The sequence below is a fragment of the Vibrio sp. 1249-1 genome (assembly GCF_033340495.1).
Map to the genome: position 1 here is coordinate 57,038 of NZ_JAWOWJ010000015.1, position 24,053 is coordinate 81,090.

18 protein-coding genes are annotated in these 24,053 nt (G+C 44.9%); 5 read left to right on the top strand and 13 right to left on the bottom strand.

What is annotated here, in order from left to right; all coding sequences use genetic code 11:
- Positions 1 to 107: 107 nt before the first annotated feature.
- The 9 genes from R7Z50_RS20355 to R7Z50_RS20395 all read right to left on the bottom strand — a co-directional run bounded on the left by R7Z50_RS20355 (position 108) and on the right by R7Z50_RS20395 (position 8,951).
- Entirely contained in the window at positions 108 to 761 is a 654-nt protein-coding gene (locus tag R7Z50_RS20355; protein ID WP_005381574.1) for a riboflavin synthase, read from the bottom strand.
- 8 nt (positions 762 to 769) lie between these two features.
- Positions 770 to 1,897, bottom strand: a complete 1,128-nt coding sequence (ribD, locus tag R7Z50_RS20360; RefSeq protein WP_206970855.1) for a bifunctional diaminohydroxyphosphoribosylaminopyrimidine deaminase/5-amino-6-(5-phosphoribosylamino)uracil reductase RibD — start codon at positions 1,895 to 1,897, stop codon at positions 770 to 772.
- Positions 1,898 to 1,904: 7 nt separating this feature from the next.
- A complete protein-coding gene (gene nrdR, locus R7Z50_RS20365) occupies positions 1,905 to 2,354 on the bottom strand; it encodes a transcriptional regulator NrdR (RefSeq protein ID WP_005381578.1) in 450 nt (149 codons plus the stop codon).
- A gap of 206 nt (positions 2,355 to 2,560) precedes the next feature.
- On the bottom strand, positions 2,561 to 3,811 hold the full coding sequence (locus tag R7Z50_RS20370) for a glutamate-5-semialdehyde dehydrogenase (protein ID WP_025768889.1): 1,251 nt from the start codon (positions 3,809 to 3,811) through the stop codon (positions 2,561 to 2,563).
- Positions 3,812 to 3,828: 17 nt separating this feature from the next.
- The gene (gene proB / locus R7Z50_RS20375; protein ID WP_005383771.1) at positions 3,829 to 4,968 is read right to left on the bottom strand and encodes a glutamate 5-kinase; all 1,140 of its coding nucleotides are present in this window, start codon (positions 4,966 to 4,968) and stop codon (positions 3,829 to 3,831) included.
- 121 nt (positions 4,969 to 5,089) lie between these two features.
- Complete coding sequence (crl, locus tag R7Z50_RS20380) at positions 5,090 to 5,479, bottom strand: sigma factor-binding protein Crl (protein ID WP_005381584.1); 390 nt, start codon at positions 5,477 to 5,479, stop codon at positions 5,090 to 5,092.
- A gap of 115 nt (positions 5,480 to 5,594) precedes the next feature.
- Positions 5,595 to 6,842 carry an esterase FrsA gene (frsA, locus tag R7Z50_RS20385; RefSeq protein ID WP_005381586.1) on the bottom strand — a complete coding sequence of 416 codons (1,248 nt, stop codon included), beginning with the start codon at positions 6,840 to 6,842 and terminating at the stop codon, positions 5,595 to 5,597.
- Positions 6,843 to 6,933: 91 nt separating this feature from the next.
- Positions 6,934 to 7,398 carry an oxytetracycline resistance phosphoribosyltransferase domain-containing protein Tet(34) gene (gene tet(34) / locus R7Z50_RS20390; RefSeq protein WP_005381590.1) on the bottom strand — a complete coding sequence of 155 codons (465 nt, stop codon included), beginning with the start codon at positions 7,396 to 7,398 and terminating at the stop codon, positions 6,934 to 6,936.
- A gap of 263 nt (positions 7,399 to 7,661) precedes the next feature.
- Positions 7,662 to 8,951 carry an NCS2 family permease gene (locus R7Z50_RS20395; protein WP_005381592.1) on the bottom strand — a complete coding sequence of 430 codons (1,290 nt, stop codon included), beginning with the start codon at positions 8,949 to 8,951 and terminating at the stop codon, positions 7,662 to 7,664.
- Between the two features lie 1,023 nt (positions 8,952 to 9,974).
- On the opposite strand from R7Z50_RS20395, the gene R7Z50_RS20400 reads away from it, so the two are divergent.
- Entirely contained in the window at positions 9,975 to 11,447 is a 1,473-nt protein-coding gene (locus R7Z50_RS20400) for an aminoacyl-histidine dipeptidase (protein WP_042521203.1), read from the top strand.
- A gap of 65 nt (positions 11,448 to 11,512) precedes the next feature.
- On the opposite strand, the gene R7Z50_RS20405 is transcribed toward R7Z50_RS20400, so the two are convergent.
- Positions 11,513 to 12,052, bottom strand: a complete 540-nt coding sequence (locus R7Z50_RS20405; RefSeq protein ID WP_005381596.1) for a DUF3332 domain-containing protein — start codon at positions 12,050 to 12,052, stop codon at positions 11,513 to 11,515.
- Between the two features lie 330 nt (positions 12,053 to 12,382).
- On the opposite strand from R7Z50_RS20405, the gene R7Z50_RS20410 reads away from it, so the two are divergent.
- The 3 genes from R7Z50_RS20410 (at position 12,383) to R7Z50_RS20420 (ending at position 16,459) form a co-directional block, all read left to right on the top strand.
- A complete protein-coding gene (locus tag R7Z50_RS20410; protein ID WP_054576939.1) occupies positions 12,383 to 13,450 on the top strand; it encodes a succinylglutamate desuccinylase/aspartoacylase family protein in 1,068 nt (355 codons plus the stop codon).
- Positions 13,451 to 13,713: 263 nt separating this feature from the next.
- A complete protein-coding gene (locus R7Z50_RS20415) occupies positions 13,714 to 15,900 on the top strand; it encodes a TonB-dependent receptor domain-containing protein (RefSeq protein WP_206970856.1) in 2,187 nt (728 codons plus the stop codon).
- Positions 15,901 to 16,018: 118 nt separating this feature from the next.
- Positions 16,019 to 16,459 carry a hypothetical protein gene (locus tag R7Z50_RS20420; protein WP_005381599.1) on the top strand — a complete coding sequence of 147 codons (441 nt, stop codon included), beginning with the start codon at positions 16,019 to 16,021 and terminating at the stop codon, positions 16,457 to 16,459.
- Between the two features lie 90 nt (positions 16,460 to 16,549).
- Here R7Z50_RS20420 and R7Z50_RS20425 read toward each other — a convergent pair whose 3' ends face one another.
- Positions 16,550 to 16,858: a DUF3622 domain-containing protein gene (locus tag R7Z50_RS20425; RefSeq protein WP_025998700.1), complete on the bottom strand. Its 309-nt coding sequence runs from the start codon at positions 16,856 to 16,858 to the stop codon at positions 16,550 to 16,552.
- Positions 16,859 to 17,153: 295 nt separating this feature from the next.
- Positions 17,154 to 21,047, bottom strand: coding sequence for a phosphoribosylformylglycinamidine synthase (gene purL / locus R7Z50_RS20430; protein ID WP_206970857.1), 3,894 nt, complete (start codon positions 21,045 to 21,047; stop codon positions 17,154 to 17,156).
- A gap of 299 nt (positions 21,048 to 21,346) precedes the next feature.
- On the opposite strand from purL, the gene mltF reads away from it, so the two are divergent.
- Entirely contained in the window at positions 21,347 to 22,924 is a 1,578-nt protein-coding gene (gene mltF / locus R7Z50_RS20435) for a membrane-bound lytic murein transglycosylase MltF (protein WP_206970858.1), read from the top strand.
- A 573-nt stretch (positions 22,925 to 23,497) separates the two neighbouring features.
- Here mltF and tadA read toward each other — a convergent pair.
- Entirely contained in the window at positions 23,498 to 24,046 is a 549-nt protein-coding gene (gene tadA, locus R7Z50_RS20440) for a tRNA adenosine(34) deaminase TadA (RefSeq protein WP_136976140.1), read from the bottom strand.
- Between the last annotated feature and the right edge of the window lie 7 nt (positions 24,047 to 24,053).

Below are 24,053 nucleotides of genomic sequence, written 5' to 3' on the forward strand. Positions count from 1 at the left end.
GCTAGTTAGGTCAATAGTTTGAGCTTTGCATTAAGCAAGTCAATGAATCTCGCGGTGTTCTGTGAGTCTGCTCTTTATCGCATGCCTCACGCAGCCACTCCCAAGACTTATGCAAAACCGTTTTGCTGTAAAAAGTCCATCGTGATACGAGACTCGGCCTTATCTTCTTGTTGTCCTTGCAGTAAACGCTCCATATAACGCGCAAGTACATCAACCTCTAAGTTGACTTTGCGCCCCACTTGAAACTGGTCAATCGTAGTTTCTTCACTCGTATGAGGAACGATCGTCAGCTTAAAAGCATTTTTACGTAAGTCGTTGACGGTTAGGCTAATACCATCAACAGTAATCGAGCCTTTCTCTGCAACGTACTTGCTAATTTCCGCAGGCATTGCAACCCAAAACTCTATCGCACGGCCAACTGAATTGCGTTCGACAATTTCACCAACCCCATCGACATGGCCAGAAACGATATGTCCACCCAATCGCGTTGTTGGCAACATGGCTTTTTCTAGATTCACCTTATCGCCTACTTGGTATTCAGCAAACCCAGTTTTCTTCAAGGTTTCTAATGACAGATCAGCACTGTAATAGTGGCTTCCGAAGTCAACTACCGTTAAGCAAACACCATTGGTCGCAATGCTATCGCCTAACTTAACGTCTGACATATCAAGCGTACCCGTTTCAACCGTGACGGTGATGTCTTCGCCCTTCGGCGTAATCGCAGCTAACTTGCCAACTGCTTCTACTATTCCTGTAAACATACTATTTCTTATCTAATTTCATTACGTTTTATGGTGGCGGTGATGCGAATGTCTACCCCAACCATACGAACGTCTGTAATGTTTAAATCTATGACGTCAGCCATAGCGCTTAACCCTAAAGCACCGATAAGCCCCCGACCATCGCTGCCCATGAGTTTTGGCGCAAGGTAAACAATGAGCTCATCTACAAGATTAGCCTTTATCATCGCACTCGCTAGCGTAGCTCCAGCTTCAACCCATAAGTGATTGATGTGGTGCTCATCCGAGATACGTTTTAATGTCGTTGATAAGTCAATTTGGTCAGCGCTGTCCAATAGAGGGATACAGTCTCCATCAGAGCGAACAATAACTCGCTCTCCATCGGTATGGAACAGCTTGAGCGCATCAGTTAAATGGTTCTGACGATCTAAGATTACACGTACTGGTTGACGAAGCTCTTCTTGTAAATACTGCGCTTGAACACTATCAGGTAAGTCATCCCAGCGCACGTTGAGTGATGCATTATCATCAATCACCGTTTTGCTAGTAGAAAGAATGCCACCACTTATCGCTCGATAACGCTGCACATCTTGGCGGGCCGCTGGGGAGGTGATCCATTGGCTCTGACCATTACTGAGTGCGCTTTGCCCATCCAAACTGGCTGCCATTTTTAATTGAACAAACGGCATGCCTGTACGCATGTACTTTATAAAACCAGGGTTAAGGGCAAGGGCATCTTGCTCTAACAAGCCGATTTGTACTTCAATTCCGGCATCACGTAACATCTGGATGCCGCGACCTGCAACTTTCGGGTTTGGGTCTACCATGGCGCAAACCACACGTGCCACTTTGGCTTTAATCAGCCCTTCGGCACATGGCGGTGTACGGCCGTAATGAGAGCAAGGTTCTAGCGTCACATAAGCGGTTGCACCAACTGCTTTTTCACCCGCCATGCGCATCGCGTGCACTTCGGCATGCGGCTCACCAGCACGATGGTGATAGCCTTCACCGACAATTTCTTCATCACGAACGATGACACACCCTACATTTGGATTAGGGGCGGTGGTATAAATGCCACGTTCCGCTAACTTAATAGCTCGTGACATCATGGCGAAATCTAAATCAGAAAACGCTCTTTCAGGAGTGTGTTGAGTCATGAGCTACTCAGTCTTCTAGGCGGGCAATCTCTTCGCCAAACTCGCGAATATCTTCAAAGCTGCGGTAAACGGAAGCGAAACGAATGTAAGCCACCTTATCGAGCTCTTTGAGCTGGTCCATGACTAAATTACCAATCATTTCACTCGGAACCTCTCGCTCACCCGTCGCACGCAGTTGTGATTTGATCATACTGATCGCTAACTCTATAGAATCGGCACTCACTGGGCGTTTCTCTAAAGCTCGTTGAATACCGCCAACCATTTTATCTTCATCAAATGGTTCACGGTTGCCATTCGATTTGATCACTTTAGGCATCACTAACTCTGCGCTTTCAAACGTAGTGAAACGCTCGCTACACGCCAAGCACTGACGGCGACGTCGAACTTGATGGCCATCAGCCACTAAGCGGGAATCAATAACTTTGGTATCGTTCTCGGAACAAAAAGGACAATGCATATCACCTCCATATCTATACCAAAATAACCTCATGAGCAATCACGGATAACCACGCGTTCATGGTTATACGGACTCTATTAAAGCTATTTGGGTATAACGCTTTCAAACCGAAATAAAAGCTCATGTAGTGTAGCGGAATTGGTATGTTAGACAAAACAAAAAGGGGCGCAAAGGCCCCTTTTTCACTCAAGATCTCGTCGAATGTGTTAACTGCGTGCTAAGTAGTTCGCTTTACCAACCCACTTGTAGCTAGTTAGCTCTTCTAAGCCCATCGGACCGCGTGCATGTAGCTTTTGCGTAGATACTGCGACTTCTGCGCCAAGGCCAAATTGCGCACCGTCTGTAAAGCGCGTTGAAGCATTCACATAAACCGCCGCCGAACCGACAGAATTGATGAACAGTTCTGAGTTTTCCAAACTATTGGTCATGATCGCATCTGAGTGGCTCGCGTTATGGACACGCATATGAACAATGGCATCTTTCACATCAGACACAACTTTTACACCAAGAGTGTAGCTCAACCATTCCGTATCAAAGTCACCTTCAACAGCATCGCGAATTTGTGTTGCTTGAGCCATCAGTGCTTTTGCCTTAGGCTCTGTCACGAAGGTCACTTTATCGTTCATGCGCTCTACGATCATTGGTAGGAATTGCGCTGCAATTTTTTCATGCACGAGCAGCGTATCTAATGAGTTACACGCAGATGGACGTTGAACTTTAGAGTTCTCAACCACATTCAGGGATTTCTCTAGATCAGCGGATTCGTCGACAAAGATATGGCTGATACCAAAGCCACCAATAATCACCGGAATCGTGCTGTTTTCTTTACACATTTTGTGTAGGCCAGCACCACCGCGTGGAATGATCATGTCGACGTAATCGTCCAACTTAAGCAATTGAGAAACAAGCTCACGATCTGGTTTTTCAATGTACTGCACAGAAGCGGCTGGAAGGTTCGCCTTTGCGAGCGCAGACTGAATAACCTTCACTAATTCCATATTCGAGAAAAAGGTCTCTTTGCCACCACGTAAAATGCTTGCGTTGCCGGTTTTCAAGCACAACGCTGCAATATCAATGGTTACGTTTGGACGCGCTTCATAAATTACGCCCACGACACCAAGCGGCACACGACGACGAGACAGTGACATCCCATTTTCCAGTACCTTACTGTCTATTTCGCTGCCTACAGGATCGTTCAAGCTAATGACGTTGCGAACATCATTCGCAATTGCAGTCAGTCGTTCTTCATTAAGCAAAAGGCGATCGAGCAGCGCATCGGTTAAACCCGCTTCACGGCCAAGTTCGATGTCTTTAGCGTTTGCCGCCAAAATAGCAGCAGAGTTTGCTTCTAGCTCATCAGCAATGATGGCTAATGCTTGGTTCTTTTGCGCAGTTGACGCTGTCGCTAATTCGAAAGCTGCATCTTTAGCAGCTTTACCCATATTCGTTAAATCCACTTTGCTTCCCTCTAATTCTATTCCTGAATGACGACCAAATCATCGCGGTGAATCACCTCAGAGCCATAATCATGCCCCAAAATAGAGATGATATCTTTACTGTGTTTACCAGTAATTTTAGTTAGGTCATCACTTGAGTAGGCGCTGATGCCACGAGCCACCAACTTACCGTGAGCGTTTGTTACACGCGCCACTTCGCCTCGTGCGAAGTCACCACTAACTTTGATGACCCCTTTAGCAAGTAGGCTACTGCCCTTGCCGACCACAGCATTGACTGCACCATCATCAATAACGATGTCGCCCGATGCCGCAGGTCCCGCTAGAATCCAGCGTTTACGGTTCTCTAAGGCTTCAGCGCAAGGTAGGAAGCGCGTGCCCTGAGGTTCAGCACTTAAAGAGTCAAAGATAACATTCGGCGCACTACCAGCAGCAATAATAACCTCGATACCTGCGCGGCGAGCGATGTCTGCGGCTTGCAGCTTCGTTGCCATACCACCAGTACCCAATGTTGTACCGCTTCCACCTGCGATTTTACGCAGCGTATCGTCGATGGTTTTTACTTCCTTGATAAGCTCTGCGTTCGGATCTTTGCGAGGGTCAGCAGTAAACAGACCTTTTTGGTCCGTTAAAAGCAAGAGCTTATCTGCACCACATAAAATGCCTACCAAAGCGGAAAGGTTGTCGTTATCGCCAACTTTAATCTCGCTAGTCGCAACGGCATCATTTTCGTTTACGATAGGAACAATATCGTTCGCAACGAGCGCATTAATAGTGTCACGCGCGTTAAGGAATCGCTCACGATCTTCTAAATCGGCACGGGTTAGTAGCATTTGGCCAATCTTGATACCATAAATACCAAACAAAGACTCCCATGTTTGAATCAAGCGACTCTGCCCCACCGCGGCAAGTAACTGCTTACTCGCCATCTCGTTGGGCAATGCGGGGTAACCAAGATGCTCACGGCCTGCTGCAATCGCACCAGACGAAACCATTACGATTGAATGGCCTTGTTTTTTAAGCTCAGCACACTGGCGTGCTAACTCAACCATGTGTGCACGGTCGAGTGCCAGAGTGCCGCCTGTCAGCACACTTGTACCCAGTTTCACAACGACAGTTTGTGGTTGTGAAACAACTGCATTTTGTTGATTCGTTGTCATGATGTCTTCTGAAGTGAAAAACAAATAAAGAGAGGATGTTTTAACAATCAAATAGGGAATTAACAAGAGAAAAGGTGCGTTTTCGCACCTTTTTGTTTGGTATTAAATGAAAACAACCAAATTAAGCGAAATCGAAAGACTCCGTGTGATATTCGACTTCTAATTTGAAGTGTTCTTCTAAAGTATCAACCAGCTTTTGATGGAATGTGCTCTGCGTGAGATACACTTCCTCTACCACTTTTTTGGGAAGGGCTTCAGATACCCATTGCCCTTCTTTGTTGTACTTGCCAATATGATATTTAGCAGTAAAGCCTCCCTCGATGGATTCCAAATCCATCCACCAGCCCCAAAATTCACGCTTCTCAGGCGATTTTTTGTCGTCTACACATACAGATAAACAATCAAAATAATAGCGCCCTTCTTGCGATTGTGGTTCGCGCAGGTAAGGCCCTATCGCCTTCAACTTTGACATCAAGCGAAAGTGAGTCGGGCCCTGAGTCGTCTCTGACATATGAATCTCCGTTTTCATAGTTAAAAGTAAACACCCAAGAATGATTATTATTTTTAATTATCATGAGCTTATTTTTTGCTCAGATATATCACTCTTAACTAATTTAGGAGAATTGTCACCCTAATAATTCATCTTCTAGCCACTTTATGGCTAAATCGAGGGATTGCTCATATCCTTTTGTAATTGTTTTGGAACTGATTTTTTTCGCTCTACCATACTGGCTAAATAGAGCAACAAGTTGATTATCACTGTGTGGCGACACTGGATCGCCTTCAAGACTCAAAGCCAAAATAGGCACTTTGGTTTTTCGACTGCTCAGGAAGCCCTGAACCTTCAATGACCACGCCATCATCTGACCAGCCATGCTATTAATATCAACCGCATTTTTCCCCAAACGGGAAGCCAAAAGATCTAAATACATCTTCGGCATTTTTTGTAACTTCTGAGGGGAAGTAAAAATATCATGTACGGGCGCGCCTAGAGCGACACAAGCTTTGATCTTTTCCTGCTCGACAAAAGAGAGTCTGATCATGGCATTACCACCAAAACGAAACCCAACTAACCCCACTTTGTGATGATCAACCCAAGGTAGCGAGTAAAGCTCATTCAATACCGCTTGATGTAGGCAACTTGAATTCTCGGTCAAGGGCCAATGAGAGCTATGCCCTACCGAAGGCATGTCTACGGTTAACATCGCAATATCTCGCGGTGCAAGACGATTACGGAACAAACGCCACATGTCGGTTTGTAGAGTATCCAAACCAGCGCTCACCATGACCACAGGCAACTGTTTATCCGTTCTTGGTAAATGGAGGTTCGCGATGATTTTGCGATTTTGGTAAGGCACTTCAATTTGCTTGATGGTGTACTTAGTTTTTTCTGCGCCGTCAGAATACGCTTTGTTTGCCAGTACTTGAGCCTGCGATGCCAAGTTATCATTTTTTAAATGTGGGTAGCCTGCAATACTAAAACACAAAGAAGCAGTGAAGAGTTCATCCGCTGCCTCTTCTCCTTGCATTTCATTTGCTCGCTTCTGATGATCCATACCAAGCTTGATCCACTCAAATGTCCAGTTACCACTGTGATAACCCATTACAGTGTCTAACCAATCATCATTGGTTCGCGAGTGAGATGATGAAGCAATTTTGGACAGTACGCCTTCCATTTCGATCGGAGACAATCCTTGCCAAGCCCATTGCAAGCGACGCAAATGACGATACCAAGCACGATCACCCTGCGCTTCTCGTTCATCAAGTATTTTTTTACTGGTCGGCATGTACTGGGTAAGCGCGGAGGTTTCTTTTGCTTGCTTATGTTTCACGAACAAAGTTTCGGAAAGATTTTTACTGACGTCTTCAGACATAGGAAGAACCCTAGGCTATTAGCATGATTTAATATCATAATAAAAAAAATGCCCCTATAAAGGGGCATTTCTCAATATTCTTTAACCGCGCTTATTTTTGCTTGCGGTTTACTGGCTCAGCATACTGGATTGACATATCCCAAGGCTGCTCGATCCAAGTGTCTTGAGCAATATCTACAACGTAATCATCCAGCAGCTCTTTGCCTGATGGTTTCGCACACACAGCGATCATTTTCGCTTTTGGATACATCTCACGTAGTTTGCGCGCTGTATCACCACTGTCTACTAGGTCTTCAACGATTAGGTAACCTTCGCCATCACCTTCAGGTGCTTTTAGTACCGTCATATCGCGCTGATGATCATGGTCGTAGCTTGAAATACAGATTGTATCAACGTAACGAATACCCAGTTCACGAGCTAAAATAGCGCCAGGAACCAAACCGCCGCGGCTTACCGCCCAAATTCCTTTCCATTGCTCAGCTGGCATTTGTTTCTCAGCCAGTTCACGGCAGTAAGTCTGCATTGCATCCCAAGTGATAATGAATTTTTTACTCATTGTAATAACCTAATAATTTGAAAATATGCATCCTCAAAATCTAGCGAAGTCACTCAAAAGCGGAATGCTCACTAACTTCTCCAAAATGTTTGGAGACGAGGATTTCAAGCTGCGCAAACGATTATTCTACCGAAACACACCGCTAATACCAACGGTGATATCAAAATTCTCTGCCTATTCCGCAGAAAAACCGTCTTCTGTGAACAACGTAAAAAAGAAAAAGCCAGCGTGAATAAATCCACACTGGCTTTTTGCTCGAGAAATTAACCGACGAGGTATTTAACGATGAAGATGGCTGACATCACCCATACACTCATCGACACTTCACGGCCCTTACCGCTGAATAACTTGATCGCCGCGTATGCGATAAAGCCTAACGTGATACCTTCTGCAATCGAGAATGTTAGCGGCATAACTAAACAAGTCACAACAACTGGGGACGCTTCAGTTAGGTCACGCCAATCAATGCTTACTAGCCCAGACAGCATCAAGATCGCCACATAGAATAGCGCACCTGACGTTGCATAAGCAGGGATCATACCCGCAAGTGGTGAGAACAATAGAGCAAGTAGGAAGAGTACACCAACAACCACGGCTGTTAGACCAGTACGCCCACCCGCAGCTACACCAGAAACGCTTTCAATATAAGATGTCGTGTTGGAGGTACCAAGTAATGCACCTACTGACGTTGCTGTTGAGTCTGCAAGTAACGCTTTGTTTAAACGAGGGATGTTGCCATTCTCATCAGTTAGACCAGCTTTTTGAGAAACGCCAACGAGCGTACCTGCGGTGTCAAATAAATCGACAAATAGGAAAGCAAATACGACGGAAATCATGCCTACTTCAAACAAACCAGAGAAATCCAGTTGCATGAAAGTTGGCGCAATGCTTGGTGGCGTTGACATAATACCGCCCCACTGCACATCACCAAATAGAAGACCAAGCGCTGTAACGCCAAGAATGGCGATCATCACCGCACCTTTCACACCACGGTGAACCAGTGCAATCGTAAGAAAGAAGCCAATCGCGGCCAATACAGATGGCAATGATGTGATCTCTCCCATAGAAACTAATGTCGCTGGGTTATCAACGACGATACCTGCATTTTTTAATGCGATAAACGCTAAGAAAAGACCAATACCAGCTGAAATACCTGTTCGTAGAGAATGCGGGATCGAGTTAATAATCCACTCACGGATCTTAAATACGCTTAAAAGAATGAACAGAAGGCCAGAAACAAATACAGCCGCCAACGCAACTTGCCACGTATAACCCATTCCCAATACAACAGAGTAAGTAAAAAATGCGTTCAGGCCCATTCCTGGTGCCTGTGCGATTGGGTAATTGGCAACAAATCCCATGATAAAACAGCCGATTGCGGCAGCAAGACAAGTCGCGACAAAAATGGCGCCACGGTCCATACCGGTATCCGACAGGATCGCTGGGTTTACAAAAATAATGTAAGCCATAGTTAGGAAGGTCGTAACACCTGCAATGATCTCAGTGCGCACATTTGTGCCATTTTCACTGAGTTTAAAAAGCCTCTCGAGCATGATCGAATCCTGTAAAGGTAAAAAGTAAACGGTTGCGTAATCGATTGGCGGGAATTATAAAGTTATCAAATAGCAAATTCTAGATAGAATCTTCACTCTAATGCGTTTTTTTTCTTTGGATATGAAACACATTCTCTAATCTATCATAGCAAGCAAAGAAATATATTCTTATAAAACAATAGGTAACCCAGATAACACAGTTCTCTAAAAGAGAATAAAAACTGAGCAATGTACTAAACTTTCAGATGAAAAAGGCCCATTTTAAACATGGTATCTAACAGATTTGATGGAAAAGTCGATAAAACCGAAGAATGGGGAATAGAAGAAGGCTTTGATGGCAATAAGTGAGTCAGGAAGAGAAAATAGAGATAAAAAAACGCCACCCAATTTGGGTGGCGGTGAATCATGTCAGCACTATCACTGAAAAAAAATTCCAATTTATAGGGGTGAACAAACTGTTCGAGTCACATGCGTTGACTTCACTTAGTAGCCAAAGCTTGTTGGGTATACAAAGTTACCGGTGTAAACAGACTTACTATTCCAGAACATTGTACTTGGTAAACCTTTCATAACTATCACCTTTTAAATCAATTAAACATTCGTTGATTTCTCGGTTCCTTGGAGGCGATAAAACGGACTCATCCTTTGAGCATTTCATTCTTCTCTCAGAAGCTGGTTACAAATATACCACCAAGAAATTTAATTACAAGCATTTTAGTGACTGGAATCACAAAAAATGCACAAATTGACCTTTATCAAAGTTTATGTGTAATTAAATTACAATTTTATGAATTAAAAAATAAAGCCACTTTCAGAATATATGATAGAGAACACATAGTGCTTGTTATTGTATTCACAAACTGTGACAGTTCTGAGAGAAATCCTTGTGATCGCGACTACTCGTACTCTTTATCTGGTGGTATGCTAACGGCAATTTGAAGGCCAAGTCGTATAGCATTTAATGCTACCTTGATAATATTTTTACGGTATATATTTGGCAAAGCACATCAAAAGGAGTCATCCGTGTCTGAGTTCCATTCTGAGATCAGTACCTTATCACCTGCTCCACTTTGGCAGTTTTTCGATAAGATTTGTTCTATCCCTCATCCATCGAAACATGAAGAAGCATTAGCACAGTACATTATCAACTGGGCAACAGAGCAAGGCTTTGACGTTCGCCGTGATCCAACCGGTAACGTGTTCATCAAAAAGCCCGCGACACCAGGAATGGAAAATAAGAAGGCTGTTGTACTTCAAGCACACATCGACATGGTGCCGCAGAAAAACGAAGACACTGAACACGACTTCACCAAAGATCCAATCCAACCTTACATCAATGGCGAATGGGTAACTGCGAAAGGCACGACGCTTGGTGCAGATAACGGTATTGGTATGGCTTCTTGCCTTGCTGTATTGGCATCTAAAGATATTAAGCACGGTCCACTCGAAGTTCTGCTGACGATTGATGAAGAAGCAGGCATGACTGGCGCATTTGGCCTTGAAGCTGGTTGGTTAGAGGGTGAGATTCTTCTAAATACAGACTCTGAACAAGAAGGCGAAGTCTACATGGGTTGTGCAGGTGGCGTTGATGGCACCATGACTTTCGATATTTCTCGAGAATCAACGCCTGCAGGTTTTGTAACACGCCAACTGACGCTGAAAGGCCTAAAAGGTGGTCACTCAGGTTGTGACATTCACACAGGTCGCGGTAATGCCAACAAATTACTTGGTCGTTTCCTTGCCGGTCATGCTCAAGAGCTTGATTTACGTTTAGTCGAATTCCGTGGTGGTAGCTTACGTAATGCAATCCCTCGCGAAGCGTTTGTTACTGTCGCGCTTCCTGTCGAAAACCAAGACAAGCTTGCTGAGCTGTTCAACCACTACACTGAGCTGCTTAAAACTGAATTGGGTAAAATCGAAACAGGTATCGTAACCTTTAATGAAGTGATCACGACTGACGCGCAAGTATTTTCAATCGCCGATCAGCAACGATTCATTGCGGCACTTAACGCTTGTCCAAACGGCGTAATCCGTATGAGTGATGAGGTGGAAGGCGTTGTTGAAACTTCTCTAAACGTTGGTGTGATCAGCACAGAAGAAAATAAAGTCACCGTGCTTTGCTTGATTCGTTCTCTCATTGACTCTGGCCGTAGCCAAGTGGAAAGCATGCTGCGCTCGATTACTGAGCTAGCAGGCGCACAAATTCAGTTCTCAGGCGCTTACCCTGGCTGGAAGCCAGATGCAGATTCCGAGATCATGGCAATTTTCCGTGATATGTATGAAGGCATTTACGGTCATAAGCCGAACATCATGGTCATCCATGCTGGTCTTGAGTGTGGCCTATTTAAAGAACCATACCCACACATGGATATGGTTTCTTTCGGTCCAACAATAAAATTCCCTCACTCTCCAGATGAGAAAGTGAAGATTGATACTGTTCAGTTGTACTGGGAACAGATGGTCGCGCTTTTAGAAGCGATTCCAGAGAAAGCATAATTCAATCACGAAAAACGACAAAGGGTGCCATACGGCACCCTTTTTTTTGGTTTAGTTGAACCCAACTACACACGGTTTTGCGCGTAAGCGGCTAATTCATCCATTGACGTTTGTGCAGCAACTTCACCATCAATGTAGTAAGTAACAAACTCACCATCGCGTACACCCATGAGTGTCGCCTTTTCACCGTTACTGTAAGTAATATCCATTTGAACAGTGTTCTCATCGATTTGCTGCATTCGCCCCTGCTCAATGACACGGTTATCCGCTAATGGTGCGATTGGTGCTGTCGTTAACGACTTATCTAACTGGTGATTGACATCAATGTAAGTATCTACCTTTGTATCGAAGATATGTGGCTTACCATTTAACGGGTTCTTACCCGTCCAAAATTCTAGAGAGTTAAACACGATATAATCCGCTGCGATCGCGACACCATAAACAGGCGCCAAAAGCATATTTAGGCCACCTCGAGCGTAACGGTTGTCAACAGCTTTCAAGTTAAATCCCATGACATAACCTGTCACGGCATTACTACCTACGCAACCTGAAAGTGAAACTGCTACCGCAGTCAATGCACCAATTTTAGCAATTGCCTTTTTCATCAAAACCTCTAGTTATAAAGTGTGAAACCTCAAATTCGGCGCGGATATTATCGGATAAAAAGTAGGGTTAAAAGTCCGTTTTTTTGTCCTCCATGAACAGTATTATTTTTAATACAGTCACATTTTTTAAGTCTATTATTGCACTCTCTTCTCTATGTCTTGTTATGTATTAAACTGATAGAAAAGATCATATTGAAAACAAAAACTTCACACATAACAAAATTTCACGCATGACGATTAAAGTAATTTGTCGTGTCCTTAATGAGAATGATTAGTGCGATTTTGCAGCAATTGTTACATTGCTGATGACGCGTTTGACAGAGATGGTTTATGGCCAGAAGTAAAAAAAGCAAAGTGTTTGAGCTCTTAGGACATCAAATACAACCAGGGCAACGATTAGAGATCGAATTTGAAGCAGCGAAGCTATATACACATTCGCCTTTATCTATTCCTGTGGAAATAATCCATGGGAAACAAGAAGGACCAGTGTTAATGGTGAATGCTGCTATCCATGGTGATGAGCTTAATGGCGTAGAAATCGTTCGTCAGATCATTAACCAACTGGATCCACAAAAACTGAAAGGCACTGTCATTGCAGTACCTATCGTTAACGTTTTTGGTTTCATCCATAAATCTCGTTACTTGCCCGACCGACGAGATCTCAACCGTTGCTTTCCTGGCAGTGAAAAAGGCGCACTTGCATCTCGTATGGCACACGGGTTCTTTAACAACATTGCCAAGCGTTGTGACTACATTTTGGATCTACACACAGGGGCCATTCATCGCACGAACTTGCCACAGATCCGCGCAAACTTAAGCAACCCAGAAACTCTGCGTATTGCTCAAGCATTTGCAACGCCAGTGATTGTTGATTCAGCATTGCGTGATGGCTCTTTACGCAGTGAAGCAGAAAAATGTGATATTCCAGTGCTCACCTACGAGGCTGGCGAAGCATTGCGCTTTGATCCACTTTCGATCAGCGCTGGTGTGTTCGGGGTTCGGCGCGTAATGCAAGCCATTGGTATGTTGCGAGCGAGCAGGAAAAAGCTGCCTGAGCCTATCATAGCGAAGTCCACCAGCTGGGTTCGCGCGTCAGGTAACGGCATTTTGCGTACTGTCGTTAATCTGGGAGACAAAGTAGAACAGGGTGAAACGCTCGCTTATATTAGCTCTCCTCTTGGTCATGATGAGATAGAACTAAAAGCCCCGAAGCGTGGTTTAGTTATCGGTCAACAAACATTACCATTGGTGAACGAAGGCGATGCAATTTTCCACCTTGCTTATTTTAACCAAGGTGATAATGCTTTAGAGCAAGCAGTCGAAAGCTATATTGAAGGCCTCACTGAATTCGATGCCGAGCCGCTGACCACCGGACAGATACCGTTAGAAACTCAGTAATTCCTACCAAGTAGGCGCCTGATTAGCTCAAAAGGAGCAACAGTGCTCGCACTATCTTGTTTAAAGCCAATAAGCTCAGCGTCCATGATGCTGGGCTTTTTGTTTTATGTACGCTAACGATACTTATCGTAGTTTCCACGAATGGATAAAAAACTTTACAATCCGTCACAAAAACACATTTGATAATTAATCTCATTATCATTTATTAATCGTAATAATGTTCTTATAATCCCAGCTTCATAAAAACACTATAAATCATCAATATGAAACGATTAAAAAGTCATCCATTCAAAGTAAATCTCATTTCACTGGCTTTGCTCTTCCCTCTTTATTCATATGCCGAGACAGCGCCAAATGAAGAGCTTGAAGTCATAGGCGTTCGTTATGCCAAACCTATTACCATTGCTGAGCCTGCGCAAACCACCATTAATTGGTCAGAGATTGAAGAGCAACAGTACTCAAATTTTGCCTCAATGATCGATGCCGTTCCCGGTGCATCAATAGATGGTGGCGGTCGTTCTGGTGGCGAACGTATTAACATTCGTGGTTTTGATGATCCAAGCGATATCGCCGTCTTTGTCGATGGCGCTCCAATCGGCTTTCAACAATACCGCTACGGTACCTTCTTTTTTGATCCGTTCTTAATTGGCGAAGCAGAAATTATCAAGGGCGCGCACGACTATCGAGCACTCAACGGGAAGTTTGGTGGCTCCATTCGCATTAAAACCAAAAGTGTCGATGATCTCCTGTACGGCGAAAGAAACTTTGGTGCTCGCATCTCAAGTGCATACAACACCAACGGCGATGAGAACGCCTACACGCTAACACTCTATGGTAAAAACGATACTGGTTTTTATTTTCTAGCGAATGGCTCGGTAAAAGATTCTGATGACATTAAAGTCGGAGGTGGTGAAACGCTGGATTACTCAGGTTATGAGCAAGAAAACATGCTCGTAAAGGTCGGTTATGAAAACAACGATCACGAGTTTGAAATTAGCCACACTCGCTACAAAGATGAAGGTCGTAAACCTTGGGCTAACCGCCGCGGAAAAATGCCTAACATCACCGAATACAATATCAAGAAATACGGCTCATTAGAAAAAGCCCAATACGCTTACACCGTCGATAACAAATACACGGACAACACCACGACCATCTCTTACCACTACATGCCGACTAACCCGTATATTGATTTCAATATCAAAATGGCACGTTCCGAAAACGATCGTCATTGGGTTCGCCCTGACGTAGCATTCGAGAAAATGTTCGTTTCTGTTGGCAGTTACGGTCATGAGTCATGGCTGAGTTACGAGCGTGACTACGTTGATGTGTTTAACCAAGCACAATTCGGAGACCACACTCTAATCACTGGGCTTCAATATCAAAAAACCGATAGAGACTCGTTAGTATTCAACGCATCATACGACAGTAATGAAGCAAAAAATTACGGTTGGTACACCCCTTACTACGAACCATCTGGCACGCAGTCAATTTATGCCGCTTACATTGCTGATCACTATCAAGCAACAAACCGCCTAACAATCACACCTTCTCTGCGTTACGAATACATCAAGAGTGAAGGAAAAGGGAACGCTGCGCCGGATTATAATGATCCAGCTGCCGGACATAACTACGGTGAAACGACGCATAAAGGCTTTAGCCCACGTTTGGATATCGACTTTGATGCGAGCAATAATACGCGTTTAAACGCCTCCTACGCCTACGCTTTAAAAGCACCAACCGTTGATAACATCTACTCAGTGCAATATGCGCGAGCTACCGCTACGGCTACTGCTTTGAATCTGGACGTGTCTCGTATCCATGCTTATCAAGCAAGCGTTATCAACTTAACGGAAGGGCTGGTGAACTCTCGCGATAACCTCGCAACAGAGTTAACTATGTTCTATAACGATGTTAGCGACACAGTTGATATACGAACGGGCGAAAACCTCGACAAAAATACTACTGAGTTACAAAGCTGGAATACAAACCTAGATGGCTTTAAAAACTATGGCTTTGAGCTAATTTCACAATACCGGATTGAAGATTTCTACAGTAATTTCTCAGCAAGTTACATTCGCGGCAAAAACAAAGGTAGCCTATCTGACTCTACAGGTTCAGATGATGATCATCCTGATGTACCGCCATTAAACATTAATCTGGGTTTAGGTTACGAATGGATTCCTGGTTTACGTACGGGCTGGGAAGTCCGTTGGTATGATGCGCAAACCAAAACCAAGGCAAGCGGTAATAATTTAAAAGTGAAATCGCCAAGTGATCAATACACGCTACAAAACGCTTACGTGGTTTGGGAAATACAACAAGTCGAGGGCTTGAGCGTTGGCGCGGTTGTGAAAAACTTAACCGATCGTTACTACGAAGCATACCTATCTAATGGCGTGCCTTCGCCTGGTCGCGAAGTCAAACTGCACCTCACTTATCAATACTAACCATACCTAAAAGATGCAGGGCAGACATTAACTGCCCTGTTATATCGTATCCAATGACCATAATTGCACGCCGTTTTATTTATCAGTATTATCATTTCCTTTTGCTTGCATACACATTATGAACAATCTAAAAACACGGCTTCTTCTGATTTGCTTCTTCCCTGTAGGTAGCCTAGCGCAAGCTTCTGAGAACATTGCAGACTACTTACAAGAACAAAGCAAGCACCAAGTTTCAGAAGATTTTTACGCACAGCCAACAGCAAATAACCTGAATCTAGATGCAAAAACTAACTCTTTAACTTGGCACGAAGATGGTAAGCCGGATCACTGTCGTTACGCCAAGCAGCCCAAAGACGTCGCAACACATTTCGACTACGGTGAAGCAAACGATCTATCTGACGGCTTACAACACTTTGATTTACCGGAAAGACATTCTGCAAAGGTCAAATCGACACATCGCACTTATGCTAATAACCCTCACCTTCTTCCTGGCAATAAACAATTTGCAGCCCCTGAAGACGGCACGTTTAGCCTGTCCGTATCATCGGATTGTTTTTAGCCGATATAAATAAAAAATGCCCTGAGACAAAACTCAGGGCATTTTCACTATTTGTTTGATGGGTAACGTCACCATCTCACCGATTTAAACTTATTCTTCGTCAGTGTCTACTTCGGTTTCACGTGCTTTGCGGGCTTCTTCTTTACGAACTTTTGCCGCTAGTTGTTCTGCTTCACGCTCTTGACGTTGCGCTGCTTTACGCTCGTTACGAACCACTTGGTTTTGGATAAATCCAGCCAGTTCTTGTTCAGCCCAAGCTTGTGCTTTCTCTTCGCTGTCAAAGCCTGTTTCACGCTTTGATACTACAGTCTTACGAGATGTCACTTGGCGAGTGATTTCTGCGCTCCAGCCGTTACGTTTTTCAGTGACGCGGATAGCAAATTTTGGATTCTTAGACATTTCTTTCATTTCCTAAGGGATTTAGGGATCAATCAGGGATTCGGTCAACTTGATAACTCCATCTAAGCTGAGCTGTTTAACACCATCCCTTGGTAAGCGCGGTATTAGAGCATAAAAGTAATCTAAACGCTGCAAGTTTTTTACGCTAGATAATAGATGACAAAGAAGAGGCAGAACAAAGCAACGTTTCGCCAAGTCACTAGAAAGAGCGACGAAGAAAAAAGAGTGATAAGAAAAAAGAAAGCGCTGGTCTCTCAACCAACGCTTTACTTAAGCTAGATTAACCTTTGGTTAATTAACCGATATTCTTACGGGCATTTTGGAACATACGCATCCAAGCGCCATTTTCACCCCAACCTTCCGGAGCCCAAGAATTTGCAACTGTGCGGAATACGCGCTCTGGGTGAGGCATCATGATAGTTACGCGACCGTCTGCTGTTGTTAAACCAGTAATCGCGTTTGGCGAACCATTCGGGTTGTTCGGGTATTGTTGTGTTGGGTTACCGAGGTTATCCACGTAACGAATCGCAACCGTACCTGATGCTTCAATCGCTGCTAGGTGCTCTGCATCACGTACTTCTACACGCCCTTCACCGTGGGAAACCGCGATTGGCATGCGCGAACCAGCCATTCCGTCGAAGAATACAGAGTCAGATTTCTGAACTTCAACTAGACTAAAGCGCGCTTCAAAACGCTCAGATTCGTTGCGCACAAAACGTGGCCACAAGTCTGCACCTGGGATCAGCTCTTTCAGGTTTGATAGCATCTGGCAACCGTTACATACACCTAAAGAGAACGTCTCTTCACGGTTGAAGAAGGCTTGGAATTGTTCACGAGCTTGTGCGTTAAACAGGATAGACTTAGCCCAACCTTCACCCGCACCTAATACGTCGCCGTAAGAGAAGCCACCACAAGCTACTAGGCCATGGTATTCATCCAGTACCGCTTGGCCCGTTAGGATATCGCTCATATGGATGTCGGTTGCTTCAAAACCAGCTCGGTCAAACGCTGCTGCCATTTCGACGTGGGAGTTAACGCCCTGCTCACGTAGAATTGCCATCTTAGGTTTAGCACCTTTCGCAATGTACGGTGCTGCAACGTCTTCATTTACGTCGAAGCTGAGCTTAACGTTTAGACCCGGGTCAGAGTTGTCTTTCTTAGCTTCGTGCTCTTGGTCTGCACACGCTGGGTTATCACGTAGGCTTTGCATCTTATGCGTTGTTTCAGCCCAGATAACGCGTAGTTCGGTACGTGAACGTTCAAGCACAACTGCATCACCAGAAGTGATAACAAAGTCGTCTGAAGCTTCAACAGAACCAATCACATGTGAGCATGCCTCTAAGCCGTTTGCCGCCAGAGTAGATAGAACTGAATCTAGATCATCATTCTTAACTTGAACAACCGCACCTAGCTCTTCGTTAAATAGAACGGCCAGCGCATCGTCACCCAGCTCTGCGATGTTCGCTTTTACGCCACAGTGACCCGCGAATGCCATCTCAGCCAGTGTAACAAACAGACCGCCGTCGCCTTTATCGTGGTAAGCCACTAGCTTGTCATCACGTACTAACGCTTGCATTGCATCAAAGAAGCCTTTTAGCTGCTCTGCATTATCTACGTCAGCAGGTTTGTCACCCAGCTGTTTGTATACTTGTGCCAATGCTGTCGCACCTAAGCGGTTTTTGCCGTTACCCAAGTCAACAAGAACTAGAGAAGTCTTTCCTTTGTCAGTGCGTAGTTGTGGAGTCACGGTCTTACGTACGTCTTCCACACGACCAAATGCCGTGATAACTAACGACAGTGGAGAAGTGACTTCTTTGCTCTCGCCGTTTTCTTCCCACTTGGTTTTCATCGACATGGAGTCTTTACCAACTGGGATAGTCAAACCTAACGCAGGACACAATTCTTCACCAACCGCTTTCACTGCTTCGTAAAGACCCGCATCTTCACCTGGGTGACCCGCTGGAGACATCCAGTTCGCAGACAGTTTAATGTGTTTAATATCACCGATGTCTGTTGCCGCAATGTTCGTTAGTGACTCACCAACGGCTAGGCGAGCCGATGCTCCAAAGTCTAGTAATGCCACTGGCGTGCGCTCACCCATCGACATTGCTTCGCCATGGTAAGTGTCGTAGCTTGCCGCTGTTACTGCGCAGTTTGCTACTGGTACCTGCCAAGGACCAACCATTTGATCACGAGCAACCAGACCCGTTACTGTTCGGTCACCGATAGTAATTAGGAATGTTTTTTCTGCAACAGCAGGAAGACGAAGTACGCGATCCACCGCTTCATTAAGCTCAATACCATCACGAACAATGGCAGGGCTTTCCACTTTTAGTGTGGTTGCGTCACGGTGCATCTTCGGTGGCTTACCAAGCAGGATATCCATTGGCATATCGATTGGCGTATTGTCGAAGTGAGAATCTTCTAGCGTTAGATGACGCTCTTCTGTCGCCACACCCACCACTGCATACGGTGCACGTTCACGCTTACAGATTGCGTCGAATGCTTCCATGTTTTCTGGCGCTACCGCTAGAACGTAACGTTCCTGTGATTCGTTACACCAGATTTCCAGTGGGCTCATGCCCGGCTCATCGTTTGGTACATCGCGTAATTGGAACTTACCGCCACGCTCACCGTCGTCGACAAGTTCAGGCAATGCGTTAGAGATACCGCCTGCACCCACATCGTGGATAAATGCGATTGGGTTATCGTCGCCTAACTGCCAACAACGGTCGATCACTTCCTGACAGCGACGTTCCATCTCTGGGTTTTCACGCTGTACCGAAGCGAAGTCCAGATCTTCTGCTGACTGACCAGATGCCATGGAAGATGCCGCACCACCACCAAGACCGATGTTCATTGCCGGACCACCAAGTACGATTAGGCTCGCACCTACAGGGATCTCTTTCTTCTGTACGTGTTCATCGCGGATGTTACCCATACCACCAGCAATCATGATTGGTTTGTGGTAACCACGAATTTCTTCACCCGCATGAGAAGTGACTTTTTCTTCGTAAGTACGGAAGTAACCCAATAGATTTGGACGACCAAATTCGTTGTTGAATGCCGCGCCGCCAAGAGGGCCTTCAAGCATGATGTCTAACGCATTCACAATACGACCCGGCTTGCCGAAGTCGGTTTCCCATGGCTGTTCAAAACCAGGAATACGTAAGTTAGAGGTTGTAAAACCAACCAGACCCGCTTTTGGCTTACCGCCGATACCCGTCGCGCCTTCGTCACGAATTTCACCGCCTGAGCCAGTCGATGCGCCCGGCCACGGAGAGATTGCCGTTGGGTGGTTGTGCGTTTCTACCTTCATCAAGATGTGCGTATCTTCATGGTGGTACGTGTATTGACGAGATTTAGGGTCAGGGAAGAAACGCCCCGCTTTAGAACCTGTCATAACGGCTGCGTTGTCTTTGTATGCAGACAGCACATAGTCAGGTGTCGTTTCAAAAGTGTTTTTGATCATTTTGAACAAAGACTTAGGTTGTTCTACCCCGTCGATAGTCCAATCTGCGTTAAAAATTTTGTGGCGACAATGCTCTGAGTTCGCCTGAGCAAACATCATCAATTCAATGTCGTTTGGGTTACGCCCAAGCTTAGTAAAGTTCTCTACCAAGTAATCAATTTCATCTTCTGCGAGTGCCAAGCCAAGGGAAACGTTTGCCTCTTCAAGCGCAAGACGACCGCCAGCTAAGATATCAACATGTGCGACAGGCTTAGGCTCTGCAACAGTAAATAATGCTGATGCGGCTTCAAATTCTGTGAATACTGTTTCCATCATACGGTCGTGAATTAACGCTTTAACAGCGTCAGCTTGAGCTTCTGATAGAACAACTGAAGATTCGACATAATAAGCCGTACCACGCTCTAGACGTTTCACTTTATCCAGACCACAGTTAACAGCGATATCGGTAGATTTAGAAGACCAAGGCGAGATAGTGCCAGGACGAGGCGTGACAAGAAGTAGAAGACCTTCAGGCTCATGCTCTTCGATGGTTGGGCCGTAAGTTAGTAACTTTTCAAGTTTTTCTAACTCTTGGTCATCAAGGTCTGACTTTAGATCGGCAAAGTGCATAAACTCGGCATAAATGCTAGTTACAGGCAGATCTTGTTCACGACAAAGTTCCAGTAGTTTATTAACACGAAACTCAGAAAGAGCTGGGGAGCCACGCAAAATTCTCATGTGCTTAGGTCTCTTATGCAATTGATTAAGGTGATATTGGAATAAATTCAGACACTTAAAATAAGCCCTGTCGAACCTATGCCGATTCCACCTCGTCATTGCGAGCGCATTATATAGTAATTGTTTTTGTGATGTAACACCAAAAGCAACCGTTTGCGTCATTTTTTTTGTCAAATTTGAATTACAACTAAAATGTCGATAAAACACACAATGTCACGTTATAAGTGTGTGATTCACTTTGCCCCATGAGCTCGCTTTGATATAAAGGCAAATAGAAATTTTCCAAGATGTACCTATTAATGCAAATAAGTCACTTCAACCGGCTCAAGCGCAGTGCTCTAATTTTAGTTTCTGTTCTTTTACTCTCTGCTTGCCAGATTGAGTCGGAGCCCAAAAGTGAATTTGAAAAAATTCAAGAACGTGGTGTGCTTCGTGTTGGCACGCTAAACAATCAGCTTTCCTACTACATAGGTCCCGATGGTCCCGCAGGGTTGGATTACGAATTGGCGCGTCAGTTTGCGGAGCAGCTCGGCGTCAAACTCGAGATTAAACCAGCCTTTCGCCAAGCTGAGCTTTTTCCTGCTCTTAAGAAAGGAGATATCGATATCATCGCTACGGGTTTAAATCAAACGTCACAAGCAGTCAAACGATTTAGACCAGGCCCTGCCTATTATTATGTAAGCCAACAAGTGGTATATAAAAAAGGGCAACTTCGACCACGTGATATCGAACAACTCATTGAATACCAAGCCTCGAAAGACGACGAGTCCGACGAAGATACAAATGCAGGCGCTCAAACATTAAAGATCGTTGAACAATCGCAATATGTTCCGACCCTAACAGCGTTAAAGAAGCAGTATCCAGAACTTCAGTTTGAAATTGTTGGTGATGCTGACACGAGAGACTTACTCAAATACGTATCGAAGGGTGAGTTACGTTTTACTGTGACTGATTCGGTGGAACTTTCCCTAGCTCAGCGCCTTTATCCCGACCTTGCGCTCGCGTTTGAACTTACAGAAGATCAACCAGTATCGTGGTTTACTCGACGCTCTGAGGACGAAAGTTTGTATGCGATGCTGATAGAGTTTTTCGGTAACATTAAACAATCAGGAGAACTGTCCACTCTCGAAGAGAAGTACATTGGTCATATTGAAGCATTTGACTACGTTGATACTCGCGCATTCATTCGAGCTCTGGATGACAAATTGCCTAAGTGGGCACCTTTATTCCAAAAGTACAGCGAAGAGTTCGACTGGCGCTTAATTGCAGCATTGGCGTATCAAGAATCACACTGGAAGCCAGCGGCAAAATCGCCAACAGGTGTAAGAGGGATGATGATGCTGACTCTGCCAACAGCGAAAAGCGTCGGGGTAACAAACCGTTTAGACCCTGAGCAATCTGTTCGTGGTGGTGTCGAGTACTTACGTCGTATTGTAAGTCGCGTGCCTGATAGCATTAACGAGCATGAAAAAATATGGTTTGCGTTAGCTTCATACAATATTGGTTACGGCCACATGATGGACGCACGACGACTCACCAAAGCACAAGGTGGCGATCCGAACGCTTGGGCGGATGTAAAAGACAGGCTGCCTTTACTACGTCAGAAGCGCTATTACAGTCAAACTCGCTATGGGTATGCCAGAGGCGATGAAGCGCGTAATTACGTAGAAAATATTCGACGTTACTACCAATCCATCATTGGTCATGTCAGCCAACAGCCAGCGATTGATGAGAATAGCGATGACTTGCAAGTGATTCCGCCGCTCAACCCCGCCATTTTGATATCGGGCGCAGTAGAGACCGTCGTAGAACAAGTCTCTGGCGCTTCTGACGTCACGGTTGAAGAAGACACCGAACAAGAAAGCATTGAAGAATAAACCCGCGGTAAACTAAAAAATGACGAGCCTATGAAGCTCGTCATTTTTATTGAGTCCTAACGAAAACTTATCTAGAATCCAATATTCTGAGTGACACCAACCACACTCAACCATTCCTTTGGTTGGTCGCCTTTTCTTCATCGTTAGTAAAACTGATTGCTTTGTAACCACATGGTTTAGCTCACTTGATGAAGCGGCGCCTTCGGCTACACTCTGCCGAAATAACGTCACTCCTATTATTAAGCATCGTATTGAAATTGTTTGCTGGCTCTGTGCAATGCAGAAGTCAAATGAAGAACGTTTAAACCATACAATGTTTAGTGCGATTATCGAGCCTATTGCCAAACATCGATGAGCCGCGCTTTACTGGTATAAGTCTTGTCTGCAGGAGGTTTTGAATATGAGAAGACGTAGAGTGCAGTCAAAGCGTTTAAATAACACAGTAGCTGCTATCCGACGTAAACGTAAACTGACATGTATGAAAAAGAAAGTAAGTTCACGTAATCGTGTTTTTGTACATTTAGTCAATCACTAGTGCGTCCAAGCAAACATCTACCACGTTGTAGGTGTTTGCTAGCCCTCACTACTCCCACTACCTTGCTCGCTCTCTCGATTTTCTAATGCTTTTTGTGCTTGCTTCTTCGCTTTAATTTCCTTTCGGCGACGCTTAAAAAACGCTTGTAGCTGAGTGCGGCACTCATCTTCTAGCAGCCCCTTTTCAACTAAGGCGTAATGGTAAGCGGCTTGGCTTTCAAACAAATTAAGCACTGTTCCTGCAGCTCCAGCTTTTAAATCTGGCGCTCCAAAAACAACCCGCTTAACGCGGCTATGCAATAAGGCTCCGGCACACATTGGGCATGGCTCAAGTGTTACATATAACGTCGTATCCAGAAGGCGGTAATTTTCTAGCTTTTGGCCTGCTTTACGCAGTGTTTGGATCTCAGCATGTGCGGTAGCGTCATGGGTGCCAATAGAGCGGTTCCAGCCCTCAGCGATAATTTCACCATCTTTGACAAGCACTGCGCCGACAGGTACTTCCCCCTCAGCTTCTGCTTGCTCAGCAAGCTCCATCGCTCTGCGCATAAACAATTCATCTTGAGGGGAAAACGGATGGTTAGACAAAGGAGGC

What these genes read in the sequence shown, in the direction of transcription:
- R7Z50_RS20420 (WP_005381599.1), top strand. Translation starts at nt 16,019, where the DNA reads ATGAACAATCTAAAAACACGGCTTCTTCTGATTTGCTTCTTCCCTGTA.
- R7Z50_RS20405 (WP_005381596.1), bottom strand. Translation starts at nt 12,052, where the DNA reads ATGAAAAAGGCAATTGCTAAAATTGGTGCATTGACTGCGGTAGCAGTT.
- proB (WP_005383771.1), bottom strand. Translation starts at nt 4,968, where the DNA reads ATGACAACGAATCAACAAAATGCAGTTGTTTCACAACCACAAACTGTC.
- purL (WP_206970857.1), bottom strand. Translation starts at nt 21,047, where the DNA reads ATGAGAATTTTGCGTGGCTCCCCAGCTCTTTCTGAGTTTCGTGTTAAT.
- mltF (WP_206970858.1), top strand. Translation starts at nt 21,347, where the DNA reads ATGCAAATAAGTCACTTCAACCGGCTCAAGCGCAGTGCTCTAATTTTA.
- R7Z50_RS20415 (WP_206970856.1), top strand. Translation starts at nt 13,714, where the DNA reads ATGAAACGATTAAAAAGTCATCCATTCAAAGTAAATCTCATTTCACTG.
- R7Z50_RS20395 (WP_005381592.1), bottom strand. Translation starts at nt 8,951, where the DNA reads ATGCTCGAGAGGCTTTTTAAACTCAGTGAAAATGGCACAAATGTGCGC.
- R7Z50_RS20410 (WP_054576939.1), top strand. Translation starts at nt 12,383, where the DNA reads ATGGCCAGAAGTAAAAAAAGCAAAGTGTTTGAGCTCTTAGGACATCAA.
- frsA (WP_005381586.1), bottom strand. Translation starts at nt 6,842, where the DNA reads ATGTCTGAAGACGTCAGTAAAAATCTTTCCGAAACTTTGTTCGTGAAA.
- crl (WP_005381584.1), bottom strand. Translation starts at nt 5,479, where the DNA reads ATGTCAGAGACGACTCAGGGCCCGACTCACTTTCGCTTGATGTCAAAG.
- R7Z50_RS20355 (WP_005381574.1), bottom strand. Translation starts at nt 761, where the DNA reads ATGTTTACAGGAATAGTAGAAGCAGTTGGCAAGTTAGCTGCGATTACG.
- ribD (WP_206970855.1), bottom strand. Translation starts at nt 1,897, where the DNA reads ATGACTCAACACACTCCTGAAAGAGCGTTTTCTGATTTAGATTTCGCC.
- R7Z50_RS20425 (WP_025998700.1), bottom strand. Translation starts at nt 16,858, where the DNA reads ATGTCTAAGAATCCAAAATTTGCTATCCGCGTCACTGAAAAACGTAAC.
- nrdR (WP_005381578.1), bottom strand. Translation starts at nt 2,354, where the DNA reads ATGCATTGTCCTTTTTGTTCCGAGAACGATACCAAAGTTATTGATTCC.